Annotated in this window: 17 protein-coding genes; 9 read left to right on the top strand and 8 right to left on the bottom strand. The window is 67.0% G+C overall.

What is annotated here, in order from left to right; translation table 11 throughout:
* Window positions 1–41: 41 nt before the first annotated feature.
* Window positions 42–1,448 (top strand): argininosuccinate lyase, encoded by a 1,407-nt coding sequence (gene argH / locus V8683_RS23900; protein WP_411190312.1) that lies wholly within the window; start codon window positions 42–44, stop codon window positions 1,446–1,448.
* Between the two features lie 52 nt (window positions 1,449–1,500).
* Entirely contained in the window at window positions 1,501–2,433 is a 933-nt protein-coding gene (locus tag V8683_RS23895) for a bestrophin family protein (protein ID WP_411190313.1), read from the top strand.
* 45 nt (window positions 2,434–2,478) lie between these two features.
* Here V8683_RS23895 and V8683_RS23890 read toward each other — a convergent pair whose 3' ends face one another.
* The 5 genes from V8683_RS23890 to apbC form a co-directional block, all read right to left on the bottom strand.
* Entirely contained in the window at window positions 2,479–3,201 is a 723-nt protein-coding gene (locus V8683_RS23890) for a lysozyme inhibitor LprI family protein (RefSeq protein ID WP_411190314.1), read from the bottom strand.
* Between the two features lie 5 nt (window positions 3,202–3,206).
* On the bottom strand, window positions 3,207–5,486 hold the full coding sequence (locus tag V8683_RS23885) for an Orn/Lys/Arg family decarboxylase (RefSeq protein ID WP_411190315.1): 2,280 nt from the start codon (window positions 5,484–5,486) through the stop codon (window positions 3,207–3,209).
* A gap of 113 nt (window positions 5,487–5,599) precedes the next feature.
* Window positions 5,600–6,169, bottom strand: a complete 570-nt coding sequence (dcd, locus tag V8683_RS23880) for a dCTP deaminase (protein ID WP_325621399.1) — start codon at window positions 6,167–6,169, stop codon at window positions 5,600–5,602.
* A gap of 279 nt (window positions 6,170–6,448) precedes the next feature.
* The gene (locus V8683_RS23875; protein WP_411190316.1) at window positions 6,449–6,988 is read right to left on the bottom strand and encodes a superoxide dismutase family protein; all 540 of its coding nucleotides are present in this window, start codon (window positions 6,986–6,988) and stop codon (window positions 6,449–6,451) included.
* Window positions 6,989–7,145: 157 nt separating this feature from the next.
* Window positions 7,146–8,234: an iron-sulfur cluster carrier protein ApbC gene (gene apbC / locus V8683_RS23870; RefSeq protein WP_411190317.1), complete on the bottom strand. Its 1,089-nt coding sequence runs from the start codon at window positions 8,232–8,234 to the stop codon at window positions 7,146–7,148.
* A gap of 300 nt (window positions 8,235–8,534) precedes the next feature.
* Between apbC and V8683_RS23865 the strand changes: the two genes are divergently transcribed.
* Together V8683_RS23865 and metG are read left to right on the top strand one after the other, a co-directional pair.
* Entirely contained in the window at window positions 8,535–9,188 is a 654-nt protein-coding gene (locus tag V8683_RS23865; RefSeq protein WP_411190318.1) for an OmpA family protein, read from the top strand.
* A gap of 403 nt (window positions 9,189–9,591) precedes the next feature.
* Entirely contained in the window at window positions 9,592–11,736 is a 2,145-nt protein-coding gene (gene metG, locus V8683_RS23860; RefSeq protein WP_411190319.1) for a methionine--tRNA ligase, read from the top strand.
* Window positions 11,737–11,829: 93 nt separating this feature from the next.
* On the opposite strand, the gene V8683_RS23855 is transcribed toward metG, so the two are convergent.
* Both V8683_RS23855 and V8683_RS23850 read right to left on the bottom strand, forming a co-directional pair.
* Window positions 11,830–16,041 (bottom strand): translocation/assembly module TamB domain-containing protein, encoded by a 4,212-nt coding sequence (locus V8683_RS23855; protein ID WP_411190320.1) that lies wholly within the window; start codon window positions 16,039–16,041, stop codon window positions 11,830–11,832.
* Between the two features lie 64 nt (window positions 16,042–16,105).
* Complete coding sequence (locus V8683_RS23850; RefSeq protein WP_411190321.1) at window positions 16,106–17,989, bottom strand: autotransporter assembly complex protein TamA; 1,884 nt, start codon at window positions 17,987–17,989, stop codon at window positions 16,106–16,108.
* A 353-nt stretch (window positions 17,990–18,342) separates the two neighbouring features.
* On the opposite strand from V8683_RS23850, the gene V8683_RS23845 reads away from it, so the two are divergent.
* The 4 genes from V8683_RS23845 to panD all read left to right on the top strand — a co-directional run bounded on the left by V8683_RS23845 (window position 18,343) and on the right by panD (window position 21,020).
* Complete coding sequence (locus V8683_RS23845; RefSeq protein ID WP_027795624.1) at window positions 18,343–18,528, top strand: DUF3460 family protein; 186 nt, start codon at window positions 18,343–18,345, stop codon at window positions 18,526–18,528.
* Window positions 18,528–19,442 carry a segregation and condensation protein A gene (locus tag V8683_RS23840; RefSeq protein ID WP_411190322.1) on the top strand — a complete coding sequence of 305 codons (915 nt, stop codon included), beginning with the start codon at window positions 18,528–18,530 and terminating at the stop codon, window positions 19,440–19,442. Before V8683_RS23845 ends, V8683_RS23840 begins: the two co-directional genes overlap by 1 nt.
* Window positions 19,443–19,690: 248 nt before the next feature.
* Window positions 19,691–20,536, top strand: a complete 846-nt coding sequence (panC, locus tag V8683_RS23835; protein ID WP_411190323.1) for a pantoate--beta-alanine ligase — start codon at window positions 19,691–19,693, stop codon at window positions 20,534–20,536.
* Window positions 20,537–20,633: 97 nt separating this feature from the next.
* Window positions 20,634–21,020 (top strand): aspartate 1-decarboxylase, encoded by a 387-nt coding sequence (gene panD / locus V8683_RS23830; RefSeq protein ID WP_411190324.1) that lies wholly within the window; start codon window positions 20,634–20,636, stop codon window positions 21,018–21,020.
* 55 nt (window positions 21,021–21,075) lie between these two features.
* On the opposite strand, the gene V8683_RS23825 is transcribed toward panD, so the two are convergent.
* Window positions 21,076–21,726: a ParA family protein gene (locus tag V8683_RS23825; protein ID WP_411190325.1), complete on the bottom strand. Its 651-nt coding sequence runs from the start codon at window positions 21,724–21,726 to the stop codon at window positions 21,076–21,078.
* Window positions 21,727–21,906: 180 nt separating this feature from the next.
* On the opposite strand from V8683_RS23825, the gene V8683_RS23820 reads away from it, so the two are divergent.
* Window positions 21,907–22,326, top strand: coding sequence for a PaaI family thioesterase (locus V8683_RS23820; protein ID WP_411190326.1), 420 nt, complete (start codon window positions 21,907–21,909; stop codon window positions 22,324–22,326).
* Window positions 22,327–22,331 lie beyond the last annotated feature (5 nt).

The following is a 22,331-nucleotide window of genomic DNA, read 5'->3' as shown; positions in this document are numbered from 1 at the left end:
AGCCTTCCCACCTCCTTCTCACGTCGTTTGCGCCCATCACCATGACGTCCCAACTGCACAAAAAAGGCGAAGCCTGGTCGGCTCGCTTCTCCGAACCCATGTCGGAGCTGGTCAAACGCTACACGTCGTCGGTCTTCTTCGACAAGCGCCTCGCGCTCGTGGACATCGAGGGCTCGCTCGCGCACGCGTCGATGCTGGCCGCGCAGAAGATCATCTCCGCCGACGACCTCGCCGCCATCCAGAAGGGCATGGCGCAGATCAAGGGCGAGATCGAGCGCGGCGAGTTCGAGTGGCTGCTCGATCTCGAAGACGTGCACCTGAACATCGAGGCGCGCCTGACCGCCCTGATCGGCGACGCCGGCAAGCGCCTGCACACGGGCCGCTCGCGCAACGACCAGGTCGCCACCGACATCCGCCTGTGGCTGCGCGGCGAAATCGACCGCATCGGCGGCCTGCTCGGCGACCTGCGCCGCGCGCTGCTCGACCTCGCGGACCAGCACGCCGGCACAATCATGCCGGGCTTCACCCACCTGCAGGTGGCGCAGCCCGTCACGTTCGGCCATCACCTGCTCGCCTACGTGGAAATGTTCACGCGCGACGCCGAGCGCATGGTGGACTGCCGCAAGCGCGTGAACCGCCTGCCGCTGGGCGCGGCAGCGCTCGCGGGCACGAGCTATCCGATCGACCGCCACGCCGTGGCGAAGACGCTCGGCTTCGACGGCATCTGCGCGAACTCGCTCGACGCCGTTTCCGACCGCGACTTCGCGATCGAATTCACGGCCGCCTCGGCGCTCGTCATGACGCACGTTTCGCGCTTCTCGGAAGAGCTCGTGCTGTGGATGAGCCCGCGCGTGGGCTTCATCGATCTGGCCGACCGCTTCTGCACGGGCTCGTCGATCATGCCGCAGAAGAAGAACCCGGACGTGCCCGAACTGGCGCGCGGCAAGACCGGCCGCGTGAACGGCCATCTGATGGGCCTCCTCACGCTGATGAAGGGCCAGCCGCTCGCCTATAACAAGGACAACCAGGAAGACAAGGAGCCGCTGTTCGACACGGTCGATACCGTCGCCGACACGCTGCGCATCTTCGCGGAGATGGTCGCGGGCATCACGGTCAAGGCCGAGGCGATGCGCGCGGCGGCGCTGCAAGGCTTCTCGACAGCCACCGACCTCGCCGACTACCTCGTGAAGAAGGGTCTGCCGTTCCGCGACGCGCACGAAGCCGTGGCGCACGCCGTGCGCATCTGCGTGGACCGCAACTGCGACCTCGCCGACCTCACGCTCGACGAAATGCGCCGGGATCTGCCGGCGGTCTCGCACCTGCTGGGCGAAGACGTGTTCGAGGTGCTGACGCTCGACGGCTCGGTTGCCTCGCGCAACCATCCAGGCGGCACCGCGCCCGAACAGGTGCGCGCAGCCATTGCGGCAGCACGCGCAGCGATCCAGTAACTCAAACCACGTTTCGGGGCGCGCCCGACCGCGCCCCGCCTCTCGTTCGCCGATGATCGTCCGCCCTCGCCTCAACTGGTTCTGGATGCTGCTCGCGTGGCGCGGCTCCGTACTGCCGCAACTGCTGCCGCGGCTCTTTATCGTGCTATGCCTGTCGATCATCGCCGTGGCGTCGCACGATCACATCCTCAAGGTCACCGTCAATCTGAGCACGGTGCCGTTCTCGCTGATCGGCATTGCGCTCGCGGTGTTCCTCGGCTTTCGCAACAACGCGAGCTACGACCGCTACTGGGAAGGACGTAAGCTCTGGGGGCAGTTGCTCAACGAAACGCGTTCGCTTACGCGCGAAGCGCTGACCCTGCCGAGCGGCAACGAAAGCGGCAACGGCGGCGCCGCGCGCGCACGCGAGCTTGTCGGCATCCTTTGTGCGCTGCCGCACGCGCTGCGCCACCAGTTGCGCCACACCGACCCGCAAGCCGACCTCGCGCAGCGGCTCTCGCCCGCGCTGCTCGAACGCGTGCTGGCCTCGCGCTTCAGGCCGATGACGCTGCTCCTCTGCGCTTCGGAGTGGGTGCGCAACGAGGCGCGCGAAGGCCGCCTCGACGGCTTCGCGGTGCTCGCGTTCGAGCACAATCTGAACGGGATTTCGGATGTGATAGGCGGCTGCGAACGCATCGCCTCGACGCCGCTGCCGTTCGCCTACACGGTGATGATCCACCGCACGGTCTACTTCTTCTGCGCGCTGCTGCCGTTCGGCCTCGTCGACAGCATCGGGGCGCTCACGCCGGTCTTCGCGGTGTTCGTCGCGTACACGTTCATGGCGCACGAGGCCATCGCCTCGCAAATCGAAGACCCGTTCGGCACCGAGGACAACGACCTCGCGCTCACGGCAATGTCCGTCTATATCGAGGCCGCGCTGCGCGACCTGCTCGGCGAGCCGACGACGCTGCCCACGCGCCTGCCCGAAGATTTCATCGTCGACTGACGCGCGCCGCGGCCGTCGTGGCGCGGCGCATGCCGCGTTCGGGCGTCAGCGGTTGCCCACCGTCTCCGAGAGCCGCTTGAGCGTGGCAAGACGCGCACCCAGCAGATCGAGCCGCGCGTGCTCGTCGACGAGCGGCAGGGTGGCGTCGCGGTACGCGCGCCATGCGGCCTGCGCGCGCGTAAGGACGGGCCGCGAATGCGCCGGCATGCGCGCATAGAGCTTGCGGTAATAGCGATTGAGGTCGTAGCTGACGTGCTCGCAGCTCGCATCCGCCGAACACACCCACGCGCCCGGCGCATCCTGCGGCCCGGCGGCCGCGGCCTGGCGCCGCAGCGAGAGCGCGCGGTCGCGCACGGGCTGCAGGCGCATGTCCGCGTCGTAGAGCTGATAGGACGAGCCGCTCGTGGTCGCGAACGCGGCCGCGAGCATCGTGTCCTCGGCGTCGCGCCACGCCGCCCAGCGCTGCTGGCTTAGTTGCCAGCCCTTTTGCTGCGCGGGCGGCACCTTCGCGATCAAGGCGTTGAGCGCGTTGTCGGCCGCGCTGCGCCAGGCGGTGCGCGCGTCGTCCATGCACTGCACCTGCCCGGCCGTCGACGACCGGTCCGCGCGCGCAAGACACGCGCGCATTCCCGCGTCGATCGGATCGGCCGCCGCCACTTCCGCATGCGCCGGCCCCGCCAGCAGCAGCCACGCCGCCAGCAGCGACGCGACGCCCGATTTCCGGCATGGCCAACGTGGCCAGGTGCGCATCGTGTTACCGCTCTTCATCGGACTCAGTCGCGCACGCAATCGACGAAGTACTCGATGCGCCCATTGATCATCTCGCCCACCAGACCGTGGATATCCGTATGGAAGCCCGGGAAACGCTCGTTGAATTCGCGCGCGAACTTCAGGTAGTTCACGATCGTCTTGTTGAAGCGCTCGCCCGGAATCAACAGCGGAATGCCCGGCGGGTACGGCGTGAGCAGGATCGACGTGACGCGGCCTTCGAGCTCGTCGATGGCCACGCGGTCCACCTCGCGGTGCGCGAGCTTCGCGAACGCGTCGGAAGGCTTCATGGCCGGCTCCATGTCCGAGAGGTACATCTCGGTCGTGAGGCGCGCGATGTCGTTGGCACGGTAGACGCTGTGGATCTGCTGGCACAGATCGCGCAGGCCCACGCGCTCGTACATCGGGTGCTGCGCCACGAACTCGGGCAGCACGCGCCAGAGCGGCTGGTTGTTGTCGTAGTCGTCCTTGAACTGCTGGAGTTCGGTGACCATCGAGTTCCAGCGGCCCTTCGTGATGCCGATGGTGAACATGATGAAGAACGAGTAGAGCCCCGTCTTCTCGACGATGATGCCGTGCTCGGCCAGGTACTTCGTCACGATGGCGGCCGGAATGCCGGCGTCGCCGAAGTCGCCGTCCACGTCCAGACCCGGCGTGACGATGGTCGCCTTGATCGGGTCGAGCATGTTGAAGCCTTCCGCCAGCGCGCCGAAGCCGTGCCAGTGGTCGTTCGGGCGCAGCATCCAGTCTTCGCGCGAGCCGATGCCTTCTTCCGCGAGCTCATCCGGGCCCCAGACCTGGAAGAACCAGTCGTCGCCGTATTCGGCGTCCACCTTGCGCATGGCGCGGCGGAAATCGAGCGCTTCCGCGATCGACTCTTCCACGAGCGCGGTGCCGCCCGGCGCCTCCATCATCGCGGCGGCCACGTCGCACGACGCGATGATCGCGTACTGCGGGCTCGTGGACGTGTGCATCAGATAGGCTTCATTGAAGCGATGGCGGTCGAACGTGCTGTTCTCCGAATCCTGCACGACGATCTGCGAAGCCTGCGAGATACCGGCGAGCAGCTTGTGCGTAGAGTGCGTGGCGAACACCAGCGCGCCCGTGCGCGGACGGCCCGCGCCGATCGCGTGCATGTCCTGGTAGAACTCGTGGAACTCGGCGTGCGGCAGCCACGCTTCGTCGAAGTGCAGCGTGTCGAGCAGGTCGCCCAGCAGATCCTTGATCATCTCGACGTTGTAGATCACGCCGTCGTAGGTGCTCTGCGTGATCGTGAGAATGCGCGGCTTCGCGTTCGGGTTCTTCGCGAGCGCTTCGCGTGCGAACGGGTTGGCCTCGATCTTCTTGCGGATGTTCTCCAGCTTGAACTCGTCGCGCGGAATCGGGCCGATGATGCCGAAGTTGTTGCGCGTCGGCGTGAGGAACACCGGAATCGCACCCGTCATCATGATCGAATGCAGGATCGACTTGTGACAGTTGCGGTCCACCAGCACGATGTCGCCCGGCGCCACGGTGGCGTGCCAGACGATCTTGTTCGAGGTCGACGTGCCGTTGGTCACGAAGAACACGTGGTCCGCGCTGAAGATGCGCGCCGCATTGCGCTCCGAGGCCGCGACCGGGCCCGTGTGATCCAGAAGCTGGCCGAGTTCTTCGACCGCATTGCAGACGTCGGCGCGCAGCATGTTCTCGCCGAAGAACTGGTGGAACATCTGGCCAAGCGGGTTCTTCAGGAACGCCACGCCGCCCGAGTGTCCCGGACAGTGCCACGAGTACGAGCCTTCGTCCGCGTACTTCACCAGTTCCTTGAAGAACGGCGGCGCGAGCGCGTCGAGGTACACCCGCGCTTCGCGAATGACGTGGCGCGCCACGAATTCCGGCGTGTCCTCGAACATGTGAATGAAGCCGTGCAGCTCGCGCAGGATGTCGTTGGGCAGATGGCGCGAGGTGCGCGTTTCGCCGTACAGGAAGATCGGGATGTCGGCGTTGCGCTTGCGCACCGCTTCCATGAACGCGCGCAGCGCGATGATCGCCGGTGCATGCTCGGGCGCCTCTTCGTCGCCGCCTTCGACATACGTGAGCAGTTCGTCGTCGTCGATCGAGAGAATGAAGCACGCGGCGCGGCTCGACTGCTGCGCGAACGACGTGAGGTCGCCGTAGCTCGTCAGCCCGAGGACTTCCGCCCCCTCCTTCTCGATGGCTTCGGCGAGCGCACGGATGCCGGAACCGGAGATGTTCTCGGAGCGAAAGTCTTCGTCGATGATGACGACGGGAAAGCGAAACTTCATGGGCGAATCTCCAAAAGAAACGACCGCTGCATGTGTTGCGCAGCGGTCCCCGCATATCGTTTGGGCGGTGAGCCTCGGTGAGTCTTATGGGCCCGCGCCGCCGGGAAGCCGGATCAGGTCTTCGGCAGCGTGACGCCGTGCTGCCCCTGGTACTTGCCGCCGCGGTCCGCGTAAGACACTTCGCAGACCTCGTCGCTTTCGAAGAAGAGCACCTGCGCGACGCCCTCGTTCGCGTAGATTTTCGCAGGCAAAGGTGTCGTATTTGAGAATTCGAGCGTCACGTAGCCCTCCCATTCCGGCTCGAACGGCGTGACGTTCACGATGATCCCGCAACGCGCATAAGTGGACTTGCCGAGGCACACGGTCAGCACGTTGCGCGGAATGCGGAAATACTCCACCGTGCGGGCGAGCGCGAACGAGTTCGGCGGGATGATGCAGACGTCGCCCTTGAAGTCCACGAACGACTTTTCGTCGAAGTTTTTCGGGTCGACGATGGTCGAGTTGATGTTCGTGAAGATCTTGAATTCGTCGGCGCACCGGATGTCGTAGCCGTAGCTCGAAGTGCCGTAGCTCACGATCTTGCGCCCGTCCTCCGACGTGCGGACCTGATCGCGCACGAACGGCTCGATCATCTTGTGCTCTTCGGCCATGCGCCGGATCCACTTGTCGGATTTGATTGCCATATAAGTCGCTGCGTGCCAGGTGTATGACGAAAAGGCGGGAAATACGCCCGGGCGCAGGCCGTGCCCGCGGGTGCCGAGTGCCGCCACGTACGAAAGGCGCTTATTTTACGCGATGTGGATCGACGTGCTGGAAAGCGCGTGCGAGACGCCTGGGGGACATCCGCGAGACGTATGTCGGGCGATGTGACGGGTGCAACCGGCAGGGTACGGCGCCGCGCATCATGAAAGCGATATGCAAGAAATTCGCAGAAACGCACGGGAAAACGCGTGCGCGCTTCGTCACTGGGAGTGGATCACGCCGCACGCGAGCGCCGGGCCGGTGCCGCGCTGCAGGTAGGCATAGGGGTCGATGGCGTCGCGGTGGAGCAGCACGGCGCGCTGGACCACCGATCGCACGCCGTCGAGCGACACGTCAGGCGCGACGATGAAGCCGGTGGCGACGCCGTTCGAATCGGCGTGGATGTTGCCGAGATCGCCTTCCACGCGTGCGCCGGCCTTGAGCCGGTCGGCGGCGGGCGCGAAGACGACGCCGGCGCTCGAGGCATCGGTGGCGTTGCAGTCGCCGCGCTCGTGAACCTGCAATGCATGATCGCTATCGGGTGGCAGACCCATGAGGTTGTAGGACACCTGGACGCCGTCCGCACGCTCGACGAACGACACGGAGCCGCGCACCTGATTGCCCATCGTGGGCAGCAACTGCGCAACCGCGCGCTTGTCCTGCTGCCCCATGAAACCCGTGCAGCCGCCGAGCAGCATGCACCCGGCAACTGCCAGTACGACGTAGCCATACGCTGCTTGCGTCTCGTTTCCTTTACCCATGCGATCCTCTAGGGCCGCGTGCTGCCCCTGCAGCCATCGAACCGGACCCGACCAAGCCCACATCATACCGCGCACCCATGCGTCTGCGCGCGTGCGGGGCCGCACCATGCGGACCGCGCCGCAGGGGCCCGGTCCCGGGCAAATTCATGCCGGCCGTTCAGGTGTTTTGCACGACGATGCTGGGAAACTTCGAGGTCATGTCGCGCGCACGTTCGGCGATCTGGATCGCAACGCGCCGGGCAATCGCACGGTACGCCTGTGCCACCTGGCCCGAGGGATCGGCGACCACGGTGGGGCGGCCCGAATCGGCCTGCTCGCGGATCGCGATGTCGAGCGGCAGGCTGCCGAGCACTTCCACGCCGTACTCCTGCGCCATGCGCTCGCCGCCGCCCGCGCCGAAAATGTGCTCGGCATGGCCGCAGTGCGAGCAGACGTGCACGGCCATGTTCTCGACGATGCCGAGGATCGGAATGCCCACCTTCTCGAACATCTTGAGGCCCTTCTTCGCGTCGATGAGCGCGATGTCCTGCGGCGTCGTGACGATCACGGCGCCCGTCACCGGCACGCGCTGCGCGAGCGTGAGCTGAATGTCGCCGGTGCCGGGCGGCATGTCGACCACGAGATAGTCGAGCTCGCGCCAGTTCGTCTGCCGCAGCAACTGCTCGAGCGCAGACGTGGCCATCGGGCCGCGCCAGACCATCGGATTGTCCTGCTCGACGAGAAAGCCGATCGAATTTGCCTGCAGGCCGTGGCCTTCGAGCGGATTCATCGACTGGCCGTCGGGCGACTCGGGCCGGCCCTGGATGCCGAGCATCATCGGCAGCGAGGGGCCGTAGATATCCGCGTCGAGCACGCCCACCGCGGCGCCTTCGGCGGCGAGCGCGAGCGCGAGGTTCACGGCCGTCGTGCTCTTGCCGACGCCGCCCTTGCCCGAAGCGACGGCGACGATGTTCTTCACGTTCGGCAGCAGCTTCACGCCGCGCTGGACGGTATGGGAAACGATCTCGCTCTTCACCGCGACACGGCCGGTACGCACGCCCGGCACCGCGGCGAGCGCCGCTTCGACCTGGGCGCGGACCGCGTCGAACTGGCTCTTCGCCGGATAGCCGAGCACGATCTCGACGCTCACCGCATCGCCCTCGACCGCCACGTTGCGCACGCCCTTGCCTGTCGCATACGGCCGGCCCGTATTCGGATCCGTGAGGGCCGCGAGCGCGGCGTCGACCAAAGCCCGATCTATGCTCATTGATACTCCGTGGGGAAACACCGGCGCCGGGCGCGAATCCGCTGATCGCTCTGGCGCCGGAAAAAGAAAGAAATTGTTAAGCTGGATTGCGAATTTCACGGCGGCGAGGCACGCTTCGCGGCAACAGGTATTGTTAGCGTTCGTGGGTCTCGCCCATTCAGCGGACCAAGCTCGCGATACCCGCCTTCAAGCCGTCATTGTAGTAGCTGACGCCATGGGCCGCCCGAAGACCCTGACCGCTGTCGGGGGCTGCGAGCGGCCCGCGGCAGCCATCCTGTTCCATTCCAACGAGGAAAGAAAATGAACACAAGAATCATGACCCGCCTGTCCGTCTTCGCCATTGCCGGCGCGCTCGTCGCCGGCTGCGCCACGCAGCAGGGCACCAACACGGCCGTCGGCACCGGTGTGGGCGCGGGCACGGGCGCGGCGATCGGCGCGATCTTCGGCGGCGGCAAGGGTGCGGCGATCGGCGCCGGCGCGGGCGCGCTGGTGGGCGGCGTGGTGGGCTACAACTGGACCAACATCCACAACAAGCTTTCGGGCGCGACCAAGGGCACGGGCACGCAGATCACCGAGCAGCCGGACGGCTCGCTCAAGCTCAACATTCCGAGCAACGTGACCTTCGACACGAACAGCTACGCGATCAAGCCGTCGTTCGCGCCGGTGCTCGACCAGGTCGCGCAGACGCTGCAGCAGAATCCGGAAGTGGTGGCCCAGGTGGTGGGTCACACGGACAACACGGGCCAGCCCGCGTATAACCAGACCCTCTCGGTCAACCGCGCGCAGAGCGTGGTCAACTACCTGGCGTCGCGCGGCATCCAGATGCAGCGCCTCTCGGCGGAAGGCCGCGGCGACACCCAGCCGATCGCGGACAACAGCACGGAAGCCGGCCGCGCCGCGAACCGCCGCGTGGAAATCTTCCTGCGCGCGACGGCGCAACATCAGGGCCAGTAAGGGGAAACGGGGGACCGGCGGGGCAGGCCGAAGCTTGCGGGGCGGCCGCGGGCGCACCTTTCAGGGCACCCATTAAAGTTTCGAAAATTTTTTCGAACTCTGCCCGAACCCCGCTGTCTCTCTTTACGGTACGCGACTGGCGTTGCCGCCGCGTCACCATTCTCCTCTTGTCGTTGTTGCTCCGGGGCCATTCTGCCCCGGTTTTTTTTGTCTGCGGATTGTGCGTCGCAACATAAACAAGCCGGGCCAGCGCGCCGCGCGCAGCCGGGGGCGTGATCGCTGCCCGGTCTGCAGCCCGCAGGCTGCACCGCCTCTGCGTGCCGCTTCCCGCCCCGACCGCGTACGCGGCCCGCCCTGCTAAAATCGCGGTTTCCCCCTCCCGCAACACCGGAACCTCCCCAATATGTCAGCACCCGCCACCGACCTCAGTGCCGCCGGCGCGCCTGCCACACCCAGCGGCCGCCGCCAGATTCTCGTCACGTCTGCCCTGCCCTATGCCAACGGGCAAATCCACATCGGCCATCTGGTCGAGTACATCCAGACGGACATCTGGGTTCGCACGCTGCGAATGCACGGCCACGAGATCTATTACGTCGGTGCCGACGACACGCACGGCACGCCGGTCATGCTGCGCGCCGAGGCGGAAGGCCTCACGCCGCAGCAGTTGATCGCGCGCGTCTGGCAGGAGCACAAGCGCGATTTCGACAGCTTCGGCGTCTCGTTCGACAACTACTACTCGACGGACTCCGAAGAGAACCGTGTGCTCTCCGAGTCGGTCTATCTCGCGCTCAAGGAAGCGGGCTTCATCGAAACGCGCGACATCGAGCAGGCCTACGACCCGGTCAAGAACATGTTCCTGCCGGACCGTTTCATCAAGGGCGAATGCCCGAAGTGCGGCGCGAAGGACCAGTACGGCGACAGTTGCGAAGTGTGCGGCTCGACCTATGCGCCGACCGACCTGAAGAATCCGTACTCGGTCGTCTCGGGCGCGACGCCCGTGCGCAAGACCTCGACGCACTACTTCTTCCGCCTCTCGGATCCGCGCTGCGAAGACTTCCTGCGCGGCTGGGTGAGCGGCCTCGCGCAGCCGGAAGCCACGAACAAGATGCGCGAATGGCTGGGCGAAGCGGGCGAGTCAAAGCTCGCGGACTGGGACATCTCGCGCGACGCGCCGTACTTCGGCTTCGAAATTCCAGGCGCGCCCGGCAAGTACTTCTACGTGTGGCTCGACGCGCCAGTAGGCTATTACGCGAGCTTCAAGAACCTTTGCGAGAAGCGCGGCATCGACTTCGGCGCGTGGGTGGCGCCCGGTTCGAAGACCGAGCAGTACCACTTCATCGGCAAGGACATCCTGTACTTCCACACGCTGTTCTGGCCGGCCATGCTGCAGTTCTCGGGCCATCGCACGCCGACCAACGTGTTCGCGCACGGCTTCCTGACCGTGGACGGCGCGAAGATGTCGAAGTCGCGCGGCACCTTCATCACGGCGGAGAGCTATATCACCACGGGCCTGAACCCCGAGTGGCTGCGCTACTACTTCGCCGCGAAGCTCAACAGCACGATGGAAGACCTCGACCTGAACCTCGAGGACTTCCAGGCGCGCGTGAACAGCGACCTCGTCGGCAAGTACATCAACATCGCCAGCCGCGCGGCGGGTTTCCTCATCAAGCGTTTCGACGGCCGCGTGCAGGACAGCGCGATGCAGCATCCGCTCCTCGTGCAGCTGCGCGAAGCGATCCCGCAGATCGCCGCGAACTACGAGGCGCGCGAATACGGCCGTGCGCTGCGCCACACGATGGAACTGGCCGACGCCGTGAACGGCTATGTCGATACGGCCAAGCCGTGGGAGCAGGCCAAGGACCCGGCCAACGCCGTGGCGCTGCATGAAACCTGCAGCGTGAGCCTCGAAGCGTTCCGCCTGCTGTCGCTCGCGCTCAAGCCCGTGCTGCCGACGCTCGCCGAAAACGTGGAAAGCTTCCTCTCGATCGCGCCGCTCACGTGGGCCGATGCGACGAAGGCGCTCACGTCGGCTCAGCCGATCAACGCGTACCAGCACCTGATGACGCGCGTCGATCCGAAGCAGATCGAAGCGCTGCTCGCGGCCAACCGCGATTCGCTGCAGGCCGCCGGAGCCCCTGCCGCTTCGGCCGATGCCGGCAAGAAGGCCAAGGAAGCGAAGAAGGCATCCACGGAAAGCGAAACGCCGGACGTCATCTCGATCGACGACTTCGCGAAGATCGACCTGCGCGTGGCGCTGATCGTCGACTGCAACGTCGTGGAGGGCTCGGACAAGCTGCTGCAGCTCACGCTCGACGTGGGCGAAGGCAAGACGCGCAACGTGTTCTCGGGTATCCGCTCGGCGTACCGGCCGGAAGACCTCAAGGGCAAGCTCACGGTGATGGTCGCGAACCTCGCGCCGCGCAAGATGAAGTTCGGGCTTTCGGAAGGCATGGTGCTCGCGGCCTCGTCCGCCGACGAGAAGGCCGAGCCGGGGCTTTACATCCTCGAACCGCATAGCGGCGCGAAGCCCGGCATGCGCGTGCGATAAAGGTCTCGCGGTTCCGCGCAACAGCAGATCGAACGCCCCAGGCACCTTTGCCCGGGGCGTTTTGCTTTGCGCCGCGCCGGCCTGACACTTGACCTACCACTTGACCCGGTCGAAGCGCCGCGTATAGAGCACGTCGGCGCCATAGAAGGTCCCGCCATACGCGGCCACCGACCAGTAGCGCGAGAAGTTGACGGTCGCCTTGATCGCGTTCGAGGCCGACTGCAGCCCCTGCTCGTAGCCGATCACGAGCCATGTGTTGAGGGCTTTGGCGATCTTTACCACTTCGGGGTCGGTAAGGCCCACGTCGCTGCGCCCGATCGTGAATTCGTCGAGCCCCACCGACTCCGCAATCCGCTTGCCGCTCGCGCTGCCCAGCAGCGCGAGCGCCGTCGTCATCGAATTCTGCTGGCCGAGGTCGTTGCCCTGGTCGGTGCCGTGGCCGAACAGCAGCCAGGACAGCTTCTCGTTGTCGGGCACGTTGGGCTCGGAGACGAGCTTCGCCACCGGCGCCTCCACCGTGCCCGTGACCTGCACGCCCGCCTCGACCTCCTGGTTGCGGCGCATCGCGAGAATGTTGATGCCGGGATTCGCCACCGGCCCGTTGAACGTGAAGAAGCCGTTCTCGATGTTGAGCTTGGTCCCGAAGGCCGTGTAGCTGGACCCTTCCGTCACGCGCACGTTGCCCACGGCGCGCAGCGGCACGGCCGGCGCGCTCACCACCGTGATCGCACCGGCGAGCCCGAGGTCCGCGCCCTGCCCCTTGAAACGGAAGTTGCGGCCCAGATCGATCTCGATGTTCGCGCGCGGCGAGAAGCGCGGCGCCGGCTTGCTCGCCGCCTGCTGGGCCTGCTCCTCGGGCGGGGGCGTGCCGCCGCGCGTCGTGCCGTCCGGACGCACGATCACGACGTCGTCGCCAAGTTCGGGCGCCGCCGACTCGGGCATGTCGAAGAGTGCGTGATCGACCGTGAACTTGCCGTTGATCTGCATCGCGCCCAGGTGCCCGCCGTTCGCGATGTCCGCGCTGCCCGACAGCGAAAGCTGCCGGTCCGGCGAGGCGAATAGTTCGAGCTTGTCGGCGACGATGCTGGCCTTGAGATCGGGCTCCGCATTGTCGAGCCCCACTCGGCCCGTCGCGCGCAGCGTGCCGCTCGCGCCGTGGAACTCCACCTGCTGGAAGTCCACGAGGTTTTGCGACAGCATCACGCGGACCACGCCGTCCTTGAGCTGAATGCCCTGATCGACGAGCGTGGCGGAAAGCTCGTCGCCGGTCAGCGAGCCCGACACGTTCGGCCGCGCGACCGTCCCCGCCAGCGCGAGCTGCAAGGCGAGGCGGCCGTCGAGCACGTAGTTCGGGCCGAAGAGTCCGCCCGTCGTCTTCAGCGACGGCACGTTCGCCTTGATCGTGCCGCTCAGCACGGACTCGTCGTCGAGCGTGAGAACGCCGTCGCGCGGCGCGAGCGTGGCGTGCGCATCGACGTCGAGCGCGCCGATGCGGCTTGCCTGGGCATGCGCCGTCAGGTCGAGCCGGCTGCCGCCGGAAAACCCGGCACGCGCATCGAGGTCGCCGACGCCGAGCGAGGCGACGCCGCGCCCGATCTCCACCGTGACGTCGCCCGAACGGCGCTTGATCTGAACGTAGCCTGTCGCCGTCGGGCCGACCGAGAAGTCCCAGTCGCCGTCGAAGATCAGGTCGGTCTTGAGGTTGGACGCCGTGCCGGTGATCTTCTGCTGGATCTGCAGCACGCGCGCGAGCGAGACACCCGTGAGCGAGCCCGCCGAGCGGATGCGGCCGTGGTCGAGATCGAACGACTTGAGGTCGAGCAGCGCGCCTTCCATCGCAAGACGCGTCGAGCCGAGCGTCACCTTGCCCGCCCCCGCGCTGATCGTGAGCGGCCTTTCGAGATTGAGGTCGGGCAAGCCGCGGTTCTGCAACTGCGTGACGGTGCCGTCCCAGCGCGTGCCGTCGCGCGTATCGGAGAGCTTGCCGTTGGCCGCCATTTGCACGTCGAGCGGCTGGCCCTGCAGCTTGCCCTTCGCGCTCGCCGTGAGCGTGTGCTGCGCGCGCGTGCCGGCAAGATGGGCCGAAAGCGTGGCGATTTCGACACCCGCGGCGGCGATATCGCTCGCGTCGGTGCTGAATGCGAGCGCGCCGTTCGCGCCGTCGCGCACGTCGGCATGGCCCTGCGCATGGCCGACCCGGTTCTCGCCGAACGCGACGCCGTCGGCCTTGTAGTCGAGCGCGACATTGGGATGCGCAAAGGTGCCCGTGAGGTCGCCGCTTGCCGCGACCTGTCCCGCCACGCCGAAGCCAAGGCGATCGAGCTGCGGCGCGTCCACCGTGAAGCGCAGGCGGTCGCCGGCCGCGCCGAAGCTGCCCTGCAGCGCCACATCGTTGCCCGCCACCGAAAGCGTCGCGCGGCTCGGCAGGATGCGCGAGCCCGCCAGTTGGACGACGCCCTCGCCCGTGAGCGGCAGGTCGTCGTAGACGCTTTGGCCCAGCTTGAACTCGGCCTTCGTCGTGAACGCGGGCGCGAGCGCGCCGCTCGCGTTGAGCGTGCCGTTCACGCGCGCCTCGATGCGGCGCGCGGGCGGCGCCTTGCTCTTGCCGCGCGGCGCACCCGCCTCGGCCTTCGCCGGGGCATGGGAGGACGGGGCCTGCGAGGTGAGCGAGAGCGGATCGAAGTTGGAGAGCGCGGCCTTGAGCGCATAGCTCGAATGCGCGTCGTGCTTGATTTCGCCCGAGAGGTCGAGATGCCCCGCGCCCGAACTCACGCGCACGTCGCTCAACGACAGGTGCGCCGGGTCGAACGTCACCTTGCCTTGGGCACGCAACGCGGCTTTCGGGTCGGCGAGGTCGAGCGTGACGCTTTGCACGTCGTCGGCGAGGCGCACCGTGATCGGGCCGACGAGCCGCGTCGGCCGCACGCTCGCTTCGATCGCATTCAGGTCGAGGGCGGCCACCTTGAGGTCGAAATGCCCGTTGCGCCCGCTGAGCGTGCCGCCGCCCGTCACCGTCGCGTCTTTCACGAGCCGCACGGCGAGGTTCGAGAGGCGCTGCGTGCGGGCGTCGAGGACGACGTCGGTATGGGCATCCACGAGCGGCAGCAGATGCGCGTCGATCGAACCCGGCTTCGCGTTGACGATCGATACGCTGCCCGCGACGGTGAAACCCGCGGCGCCGGACTTCGCTTGCGGATGGGCCTCGGAAGCACCCGAAGCGACCGGGGCAATCACCCCGGCAGCGACGGCGCCCGCGACCGGCTGCAGGTCGGCGCGCAGCGCGAGATCGGCGAACGGCGCGCCGGGTGCGAATGCCTGCGGGTTCACATGGTCGAACGCGAGCGTCGCGCGCTTGAGCGGCACGGGGGCGAACGGCATCGCCTCGACGTGCGCGCGCCCGGCGAGCTTCATGCCGCTCGCATCGAGGTCGGCGGCGAGCAACTCGAGCGAGCCGCCCACGCGGCCGCTCACCTGCACCGCCTCGTCGTTCACCTTGCCCGAATAGCCGAAGTCGCCCGAGAGCGCGAACGGCCGTACGCCGTCGAGCCTGGCCTCGGCGCTCACCGCGCCGTAGGGCGTGTCGAGCTGCTCGACGGCGGCCTCGTGATGACGCCCGTCGCTGCGCGCATGGAACACGAAATGCGAAAACTCCGTGGTCGTCGCGCCTTCGTGCAGGGTGAGCTTCGCCACGCGCAGGTCGTCGATCTCCAGCGCGAGCGGCAACCGCAGGTCCTTCGGCAGCGTCATCGGCGAAGCAGGCTCCGTGGAAGGCACGATGCGCAGATCCACGTCGCCGATGTGCAGATAGCTCAGGACGAAGTGCCATGGCTTGCCGGAAAGGGTCCACTGGCCGCCGGCCCGGTCGACGGAGAGCGTCGTGCCGTCGGCGCCGTGCCAGCTCACGTCGCGCAGGCGCAAGCCCGTCGCGATCGTGCCGCCTTCGAGCGTTCCCCCTAGCTGGCCGCCCAGCAGCTTCACGGCCGCGCGCCAGACATAAGCCGTGCCGCGCTCGGTCGTCGCCGCGCCGTAGAGCAATCCCGCCGCCAGCGAAACGATCAGCACCGGCACCACGATCGCCCACGCCAAGGCCCTCCACAGGTGGCGTTTACGTCGCGGCGGCGGCGCGGGCGGCTCGGCGCCGCCGCCGGCCGCGCCGCTTGCGCCGGAGGGATCGCCCGGTTCCCTGGGGCCGCCTGGCGGCGGTCCTTCGGGTGGCCCTTCAGGCGGCACCCCGCCGCCCACGGCGAGCGCGTGGTGCGCCGCAGCCGTTGGCGCCAGCCAGCGTGCGAGCAGGCGCGCGCTCATGTGGCAGCCTTCCCCGCGCCCGGCAGCGGCGGCAAAACGGAGCGGAGCGTGGCGGGCGTCATCATCAGAAAGCGATCCCGAGCGTCAGGTAAGGCCGCACGCTGCGGGTGCGGAACCCGTAGGCAACGTCGAGGTTGACCGGGCCCACCGGGCTGCGCCAGCGCGCGCCCACGCCGGCACCCGGAAAGAAGACCTTCTCGCCCCAGGTGTCCGTGGCGGTGCCGATGTCGAAGAACGCCGCGGCGCCCCAGTCGCGGGTGAACCAGTGCTGGTACTCCGACGACGCCGTCACGAGGTACTTGGTCGGCAGGATCGAGCCGTCGACGTTGTTGCCGAGGCTGTCGAAGGCATAGCCACGCACCGAATTCGAGCCGCCCGCGCGGAACAGCAGCGAGGCCGGCACGTCGGTCGAGCTCGCGCCCGTGAACACCCCGCCCAGCTCGGCGCGGAACAGCACGAGATCGGTGCGGCCGATGGGCAGGTATTGCTGGCCGCGCATGTAGGCGCGCCCGAAAGTGGCGTCGGAAAGCACGTCCTTTACCGCAAAGCCAGCCTCGACGCGAATCACGTTGCCCGAGCGCGGAAACAACGGGTCGTCGACGTCGCGACGCGTCCACGACCACTGCGGCATGAGCGCCCGGGCGATGGTGGGGGCGGCCGCGTTCTGGTCGAGCCGGTCCTGGACGTAGAACAGCGAATAGGCGAAGTCGATGTTCTGCGAGGTGCGCGTGCGCTGCAGGCCGGCGCGCAGGCTGTAGATGCGCGTATCGGACACGTCGGTCGTCGTGTAGGACGCGAGCGCGCTATTGGTCCACGCCCGGTAGCCGGGCGGCATCGAAAGCTGGATCTGGCCGTACTGCTGGATCTGGTCGATCCGCCCCTGGAGCTGAAGGGGCCACGCCGCGCCGAAGGTGTCGAGGTAGGTGTACGAACCCTGCACGTGCGCGCCGGTGTCGGTCGAGTAGCCCACCCCGCCGCGAAAGCTGTTGTACGGATACTCGCTCACCTTCACGTGCACGGGCGTATCGAGCGGCTTCTGGGTGTTGTCGTCCACGTCGATCGCAACGCTCGCGTAGTAGGGCGTGTTCTGCAGTTGCCGCTGCAGTTCCGTGATGCGGTTCACGTCGTAGATCTCTCCAGGCGCGATCGGATTGACGTTGCCGATGATGTACGCCGGATAGCGGCTCGGCCCCGAGACGTCGAGCTGCCCCATCGTGAAGGTGGGCCCGCTGTCGAACAGGACGGCGAGCTTCGCGTCGTGCGTGAGCGGATCGATACGCGCCTCGGAATGCACGATCTTCGCGCCGATGTAGCGCTTCGACTGCAGGGCCTTGAGCGCGGCGTTCTTCGCGTCGTTCCAGCCCGACTGCGTGAACGGGTCGCCGTCGTGCAGCGAGAACGCGAAGCGCGCGGCGTTTTCCTGGCGCTTGTCCTCGGTCAGCACCGGGCCTCGGAATGTCAGCTCGACCGACGAGATCGTCGTGCGCGGCCCCGGATCCACGCTCACGAGCACCGTCCGCTTGCCGTTCACGGTGCGCACGTCCGTGCGGACGACGGGCGAAAAGTAGCCGTCGGTAGAGGCGAGATCGCGCACCTGCTGGGGCGTCGCGGTAACGAGAAAGCCGAACTGGTCGTCGCTCACGTCCTTGCGGGTCGAAAATCGCGCGATGTCGAGATGCGCTTCGAGCAGCTTGCGCAGCTCGCGCGGCGACGCGTCGATCTTGACGTCGTAGACGGTGGGTTTGTGCGACCAGGGCAGCAGGTCGGTCAGCGCGGCTTGCGCGGATTCGGCCGGGAACAGAACGGCGGCGATCAGGCCGGCAACGAGCCACGCATGGGAGCGCAAGGACGGACAGACGAGGCAGCGCACCGGGAAACGTCCGGCGGCGGCGTGCGTGCGCCGCGCCTCCACCGGGAGACGCCGCCATGCGCGCCACGCTTCGATCATCCATCCCGCCAAACGAGACCTCCGGCCTTTTGTAGAACAGACTGCCACGCCTCGTAGCCACGCTTGAGTTGCTGCGCCTCTGCTTGCGCCTGCGCTTATACCTGACCACGCCTGGTCAGGCCGGGCCGCCAGCCCGATTGCGGCATCACGCGGGGCGCAAACGCGTTATTTGAACACATCGGCACGGGATTACCCCAGCGCGCGGCGCGGTGAGTTTGTTCTGGCACCTCCATGCCGCCGACGCACGGCCCGCCCGGATGTTCCGCGCCGTGCGCTTGCGGTAAAATTGCGGCCGACACGAACAACGGCGGCCCCGCACCGATGCGGCCCGCCTTTTTTGACGGACGTCGACCATGTATCAGTCGGACATCACGCAGTTCCTGACCCAGCTCAAGCAGCAGAAGCCGCAGCTCGAGGACCAGCAGCGCAAGGGCCGTGCGCTCCTGTGGGACAAACAACCGGTCGATCTCGACGAACGCGAGCGCCAGCAGGCCTCGCGCGTCAAGCAGACGTCGTACGTCTACTACCAGAACTTCTGATGGCCGAGGCCGACGGGGCCGGCGCACCCGAGCCGCACCACGGCGCCGGCGCCGCGCCCACCAGCGGACCCACCGGCGCGGCTAGCGACGCGCTGACCGCCCCCGCAACCGACTCGACGCCCGACACGGTCGACGGCGTCGCATTCGCGCGCCTGTACGGCGAGCCGCTCTTCAAGCTGCCGCAGGACCTGTACATCCCGCCGGATGCCCTCGAAGTTTTCCTCGAAACCTTCGAAGGACCGCTGGACCTGCTGCTCTACCTGATCCGCAAGCAGAACTTCAACGTTCTGGACATCCCGATGGCCGAGGTCACGACGCAGTATCTCGGCTACGTCGAGCAGTTGCGCAAGACCAATCTGGAACTGGCGTCCGAGTATCTGCTGATGGCCGCCATGCTCATCGAGATCAAGTCGCGCATGCTGCTGCCGGTCAAGAAGGCCGATACCGGCGAGGAAGCCGAGGACCCGCGCGCCGAACTCGTGCGCCGGCTGCTGGAGTACGAGCAGATGAAGCTCGCCGCCCAGCGCATCGACCGGCTGCCGCAGCTCGGGCGCGACTTCATGCGCGCCGAGGTCTACATCGAGCAGAGCATCACGCCGCGCTTTCCCGACGTGGACAGCAACGACCTGCGCGCCGCGTGGGCCGACGTCATCAAGCGCGCGAAGCTCGTGCAGCACCACAAGATCTCGCGCGAGGAACTGTCCGTGCGCGAGCACATGAGCGTGATCCTGCGCAAGCTGCAGAACGCGCGCTTCATGGAATTCTCGGAGCTGTTCGACGTCGCGCGCGGCGTGCCGGTCGTGGTCGTGAACTTCATCGCCATGCTCGAACTCGCGCGCGAGTCGCTGATCGAGATCACCCAGGCCGAACCGTTCGCGCCGATCTACGTGCGCCTCGCCTACCTGCCGGCCTGAGCCCGGCTTTTCTTTTACCCGACCCCAATTTACTGGCCGTCAACTCGCGGCGTTCTGCGGGAAAGCCCCCCCTTCCAGGGCGGCTGCGCTGCGGGCACAAATCCTCTACAATCGCCCGCGCCTGCCCTGCCCCCTTTCGGCCGGGCACACGCTGCCGCATCGACGGCTCTCCGTAACCGGCCCGCCGCCACCGGCTGCCGGTGGCTGCAACCCCGTCTTGCCCCGTGCGAGGCACAACGCATCCGACCATGAAAGTCATCAGCTCGATTCAGGAACTGCGCGACCAGTTGCGCGGCCAAAACCGCACCGCCTTCGTGCCGACCATGGGCAATCTTCACGAAGGCCATCTGTCGCTGATGCGGCTTGCGCGCCAGCACGGCGATCCGGTCGTGGCGAGCATCTTCGTCAACCGCCTGCAGTTCGGTCCGAACGAGGACTTCGACAAATACCCGCGCACGCTCCAGGACGACATCGAGAAGCTGCAGAAAGAGAACGTGTATGTGCTGTTCGCGCCGACCGAGGTGGACATGTACCCGCAGCCGCAGGAGTACCGCGTCCACCCGCCGCACAACCTCGGGGACATCCTCGAAGGCGAGTTCCGCCCGGGCTTCTTCGAAGGCGTCTGCACGGTCGTGATGAAGCTGATGTCGTGCGTGCAGCCGCGCGTGGCCGTGTTCGGCAAGAAGGACTACCAGCAGTTGATGATCGTGCGCGCGATGTGCCGCCAGTTCGCGCTGCCGACCGAGATCATCGCCGCCGAAACCATCCGCGACACCGACGGCCTCGCGCTCAGCTCGCGCAACCGCTACCTCACGCCGACCGAGCGCGCCGAGGCGCCACAGCTCGCGAGCGTTCTGCGCGCGATCCGCGAATCGGTGCTGTCGGGGCGCCGCGACTTCCAGCAGCTCGAACTCGACGCCATGGCGACGCTCGCCGCGCGTGGCTGGAAGCCCGATTACATCGCGATCCGCAAGCGCATCGACCTGCTGCCGCCCACGGCGCAGGACGCGCAGGACGTTAATGCGGCGCCGCTCGTCGTGCTCGCCGCCGCGAAGCTCGGCGCCACGCGCCTGATCGACAACCTCGAAATCTGATCCCGGGCTCCGCCCACGTTCCACGCGGCGGCCGCGCAGCCGGCCGCCCCAGCCTGACCTGCGACGGGCCGCGCCCGCTCGCATGAGGAGACGCACCATGCAACGCCATATGCTCAAGTCGAAGATCCACCGCGCCGCCGTCACGCACTGCGAGCTGCACTACGAAGGATCGTGCGCCATCGACGAAAATCTGCTCGAAGCCGCGAACATCGTCGAAAACGAACGTATCGATATCTGGAACATCAACAACGGCGAGCGCTTTTCGACCTATGCGATCAAGGGCGAGCGCGGCAGCGGCATGATTTCGCTGAACGGCTCGGCGGCGCGGCGCGCGCAGTTGGGCGACCTCGTGATCATCGCAGCCTTCGCGAACGTGGAAGAGGAAGAACTGAAGGCGGGCTGGAAGCCGGACCTCGTGTTCGTGGACGAGAACAACCGCATCAAGGGCAGCCGCGACCACGTGCCGACGCAGAACTGGACCTGAGGTCCCCTTCACCTGCGGCACGCAGCCGTGCCGCAGGGCAATCCCCGCTCCAAAGTTAGTGATCGCTCACTTTCTGCCCGTTTTTCTTGTTCACCCAGGCAAGAATCGACTGCCACTGCTCCAGATCCTTTTCCACCCGGCTTTTCGCGACATCCCACAGCGTGAGGCCGTGCGCGGCAAGCTGCACGTAGTTCTGCGTGTCGCGCAGATAGCCGAGGACCGGCAGCTTCAACCCCTCCACGAAACGCTGTAGCTGATCCGCCGAGCGCGTGCGCGCGTCCACGCGCATGCCCACCACGCCCACCTCGATCGAGCCCTTGCGCACGGACTTTTCCTTCGCGAGGCGGTCGAGGAAGTCCTGGGTGGCGAGGATGTCGAACATCGAGGGCTGCAACGGCACGATCACCTTGTCCGCCAGCGCCACGATCGCCGCGAGCCGGTTGCCGTGCAGGCCGGCCGGGGTGTCGATGATCGCGCGCTCCAGGCCCTTCGGCGGCTTCTGCGGATCGTCCAGATCGACGTTCCAGCTCTCGATGGGCGGCAGCGTCGCGGGCCGCAGGTCGAGCCAGGCATGGGCGGACTGCTGCCGGTCGAGGTCGGCGAGCGCCACCCACTCGCCCTGCGCGGCAAAATAGCCGGCCAGATTGGTGGACAGCGTGCTCTTGCCGACGCCGCCCTTGGGATTCGCCACCACGATTACCGTCATGAATACTCCCGTCAGGATGGCTGGCACGCGGGCCAGCCGGATTGCCGATGTGTTCCTATGCGTCTTTGGTTCGCGCAACCGTCCGATAATATCGGCAAATCCGCCGGCGCCGAAGTCCCGGGCGTACGGCCGCGATCATAGTCCCTCGTTATTGATCTCCTGTGAGAGGAAACGTTTCCCATGAGCACGCTGCGTCCCGACATCACCCCCGAAGCCCTGCATGAACGCCAGCGCGGCCGCCTGCCCGAACTGCTCGGCTTTCGCGCCGTGGCCATCGGGCAGGGCCTGCTGCGCGCCGAACTCGACGTGCGCAGCAATCTGCTCGCGCCCAATGGCTTCCTGCATGCCGCCACGGTGATCGGCCTCGCGGACACGGCCTGCGGTTATGCCTGCTTCGCCCACCTGCCGCCCACGGCGAAGAACTTCACGACCATCGAGCTCAAGAGCAACTTCCTCGGCACCGCGCGCGAAGGCACGCTCACGGCCGTGGCGACGGGAGTCCATCTGGGCCGCAGCACCCAGGTCTGGGACGCGACGGTGAGCGGCCCGGACGGCAAGACCATCGCCCTCTTCCGCTGCACGCAGATGGTGCTGTACTGACGCCG

Source organism: Paraburkholderia sp. AV2 (assembly GCF_054968425.1).
The sequence above is the reverse complement of the archived record's forward strand: the minus strand, read 5'-3'. Positions and strand labels throughout refer to the sequence as shown.

Bases quoted from the DNA above. Each gene is read 5' to 3' on its own strand.
- argH (WP_411190312.1), top strand. From the start codon at position 42: ATGACGTCCCAACTGCACAAAAAAGGCGAAGCCTGGTCGGCTCGCTTC.
- V8683_RS23895 (WP_411190313.1), top strand. From the start codon at position 1,501: ATGATCGTCCGCCCTCGCCTCAACTGGTTCTGGATGCTGCTCGCGTGG.
- V8683_RS23890 (WP_411190314.1), bottom strand. From the start codon at position 3,201: ATGAAGAGCGGTAACACGATGCGCACCTGGCCACGTTGGCCATGCCGG.
- V8683_RS23885 (WP_411190315.1), bottom strand. From the start codon at position 5,486: ATGAAGTTTCGCTTTCCCGTCGTCATCATCGACGAAGACTTTCGCTCC.
- dcd (WP_325621399.1), bottom strand. From the start codon at position 6,169: ATGGCAATCAAATCCGACAAGTGGATCCGGCGCATGGCCGAAGAGCAC.
- V8683_RS23875 (WP_411190316.1), bottom strand. From the start codon at position 6,988: ATGGGTAAAGGAAACGAGACGCAAGCAGCGTATGGCTACGTCGTACTG.
- apbC (WP_411190317.1), bottom strand. From the start codon at position 8,234: ATGAGCATAGATCGGGCTTTGGTCGACGCCGCGCTCGCGGCCCTCACG.
- V8683_RS23865 (WP_411190318.1), top strand. From the start codon at position 8,535: ATGAACACAAGAATCATGACCCGCCTGTCCGTCTTCGCCATTGCCGGC.
- metG (WP_411190319.1), top strand. From the start codon at position 9,592: ATGTCAGCACCCGCCACCGACCTCAGTGCCGCCGGCGCGCCTGCCACA.
- V8683_RS23855 (WP_411190320.1), bottom strand. From the start codon at position 16,041: ATGAGCGCGCGCCTGCTCGCACGCTGGCTGGCGCCAACGGCTGCGGCG.
- V8683_RS23850 (WP_411190321.1), bottom strand. From the start codon at position 17,989: ATGATCGAAGCGTGGCGCGCATGGCGGCGTCTCCCGGTGGAGGCGCGG.
- V8683_RS23845 (WP_027795624.1), top strand. From the start codon at position 18,343: ATGTATCAGTCGGACATCACGCAGTTCCTGACCCAGCTCAAGCAGCAG.
- V8683_RS23840 (WP_411190322.1), top strand. From the start codon at position 18,528: ATGGCCGAGGCCGACGGGGCCGGCGCACCCGAGCCGCACCACGGCGCC.
- panC (WP_411190323.1), top strand. From the start codon at position 19,691: ATGAAAGTCATCAGCTCGATTCAGGAACTGCGCGACCAGTTGCGCGGC.
- panD (WP_411190324.1), top strand. From the start codon at position 20,634: ATGCAACGCCATATGCTCAAGTCGAAGATCCACCGCGCCGCCGTCACG.
- V8683_RS23825 (WP_411190325.1), bottom strand. From the start codon at position 21,726: ATGACGGTAATCGTGGTGGCGAATCCCAAGGGCGGCGTCGGCAAGAGC.
- V8683_RS23820 (WP_411190326.1), top strand. From the start codon at position 21,907: ATGAGCACGCTGCGTCCCGACATCACCCCCGAAGCCCTGCATGAACGC.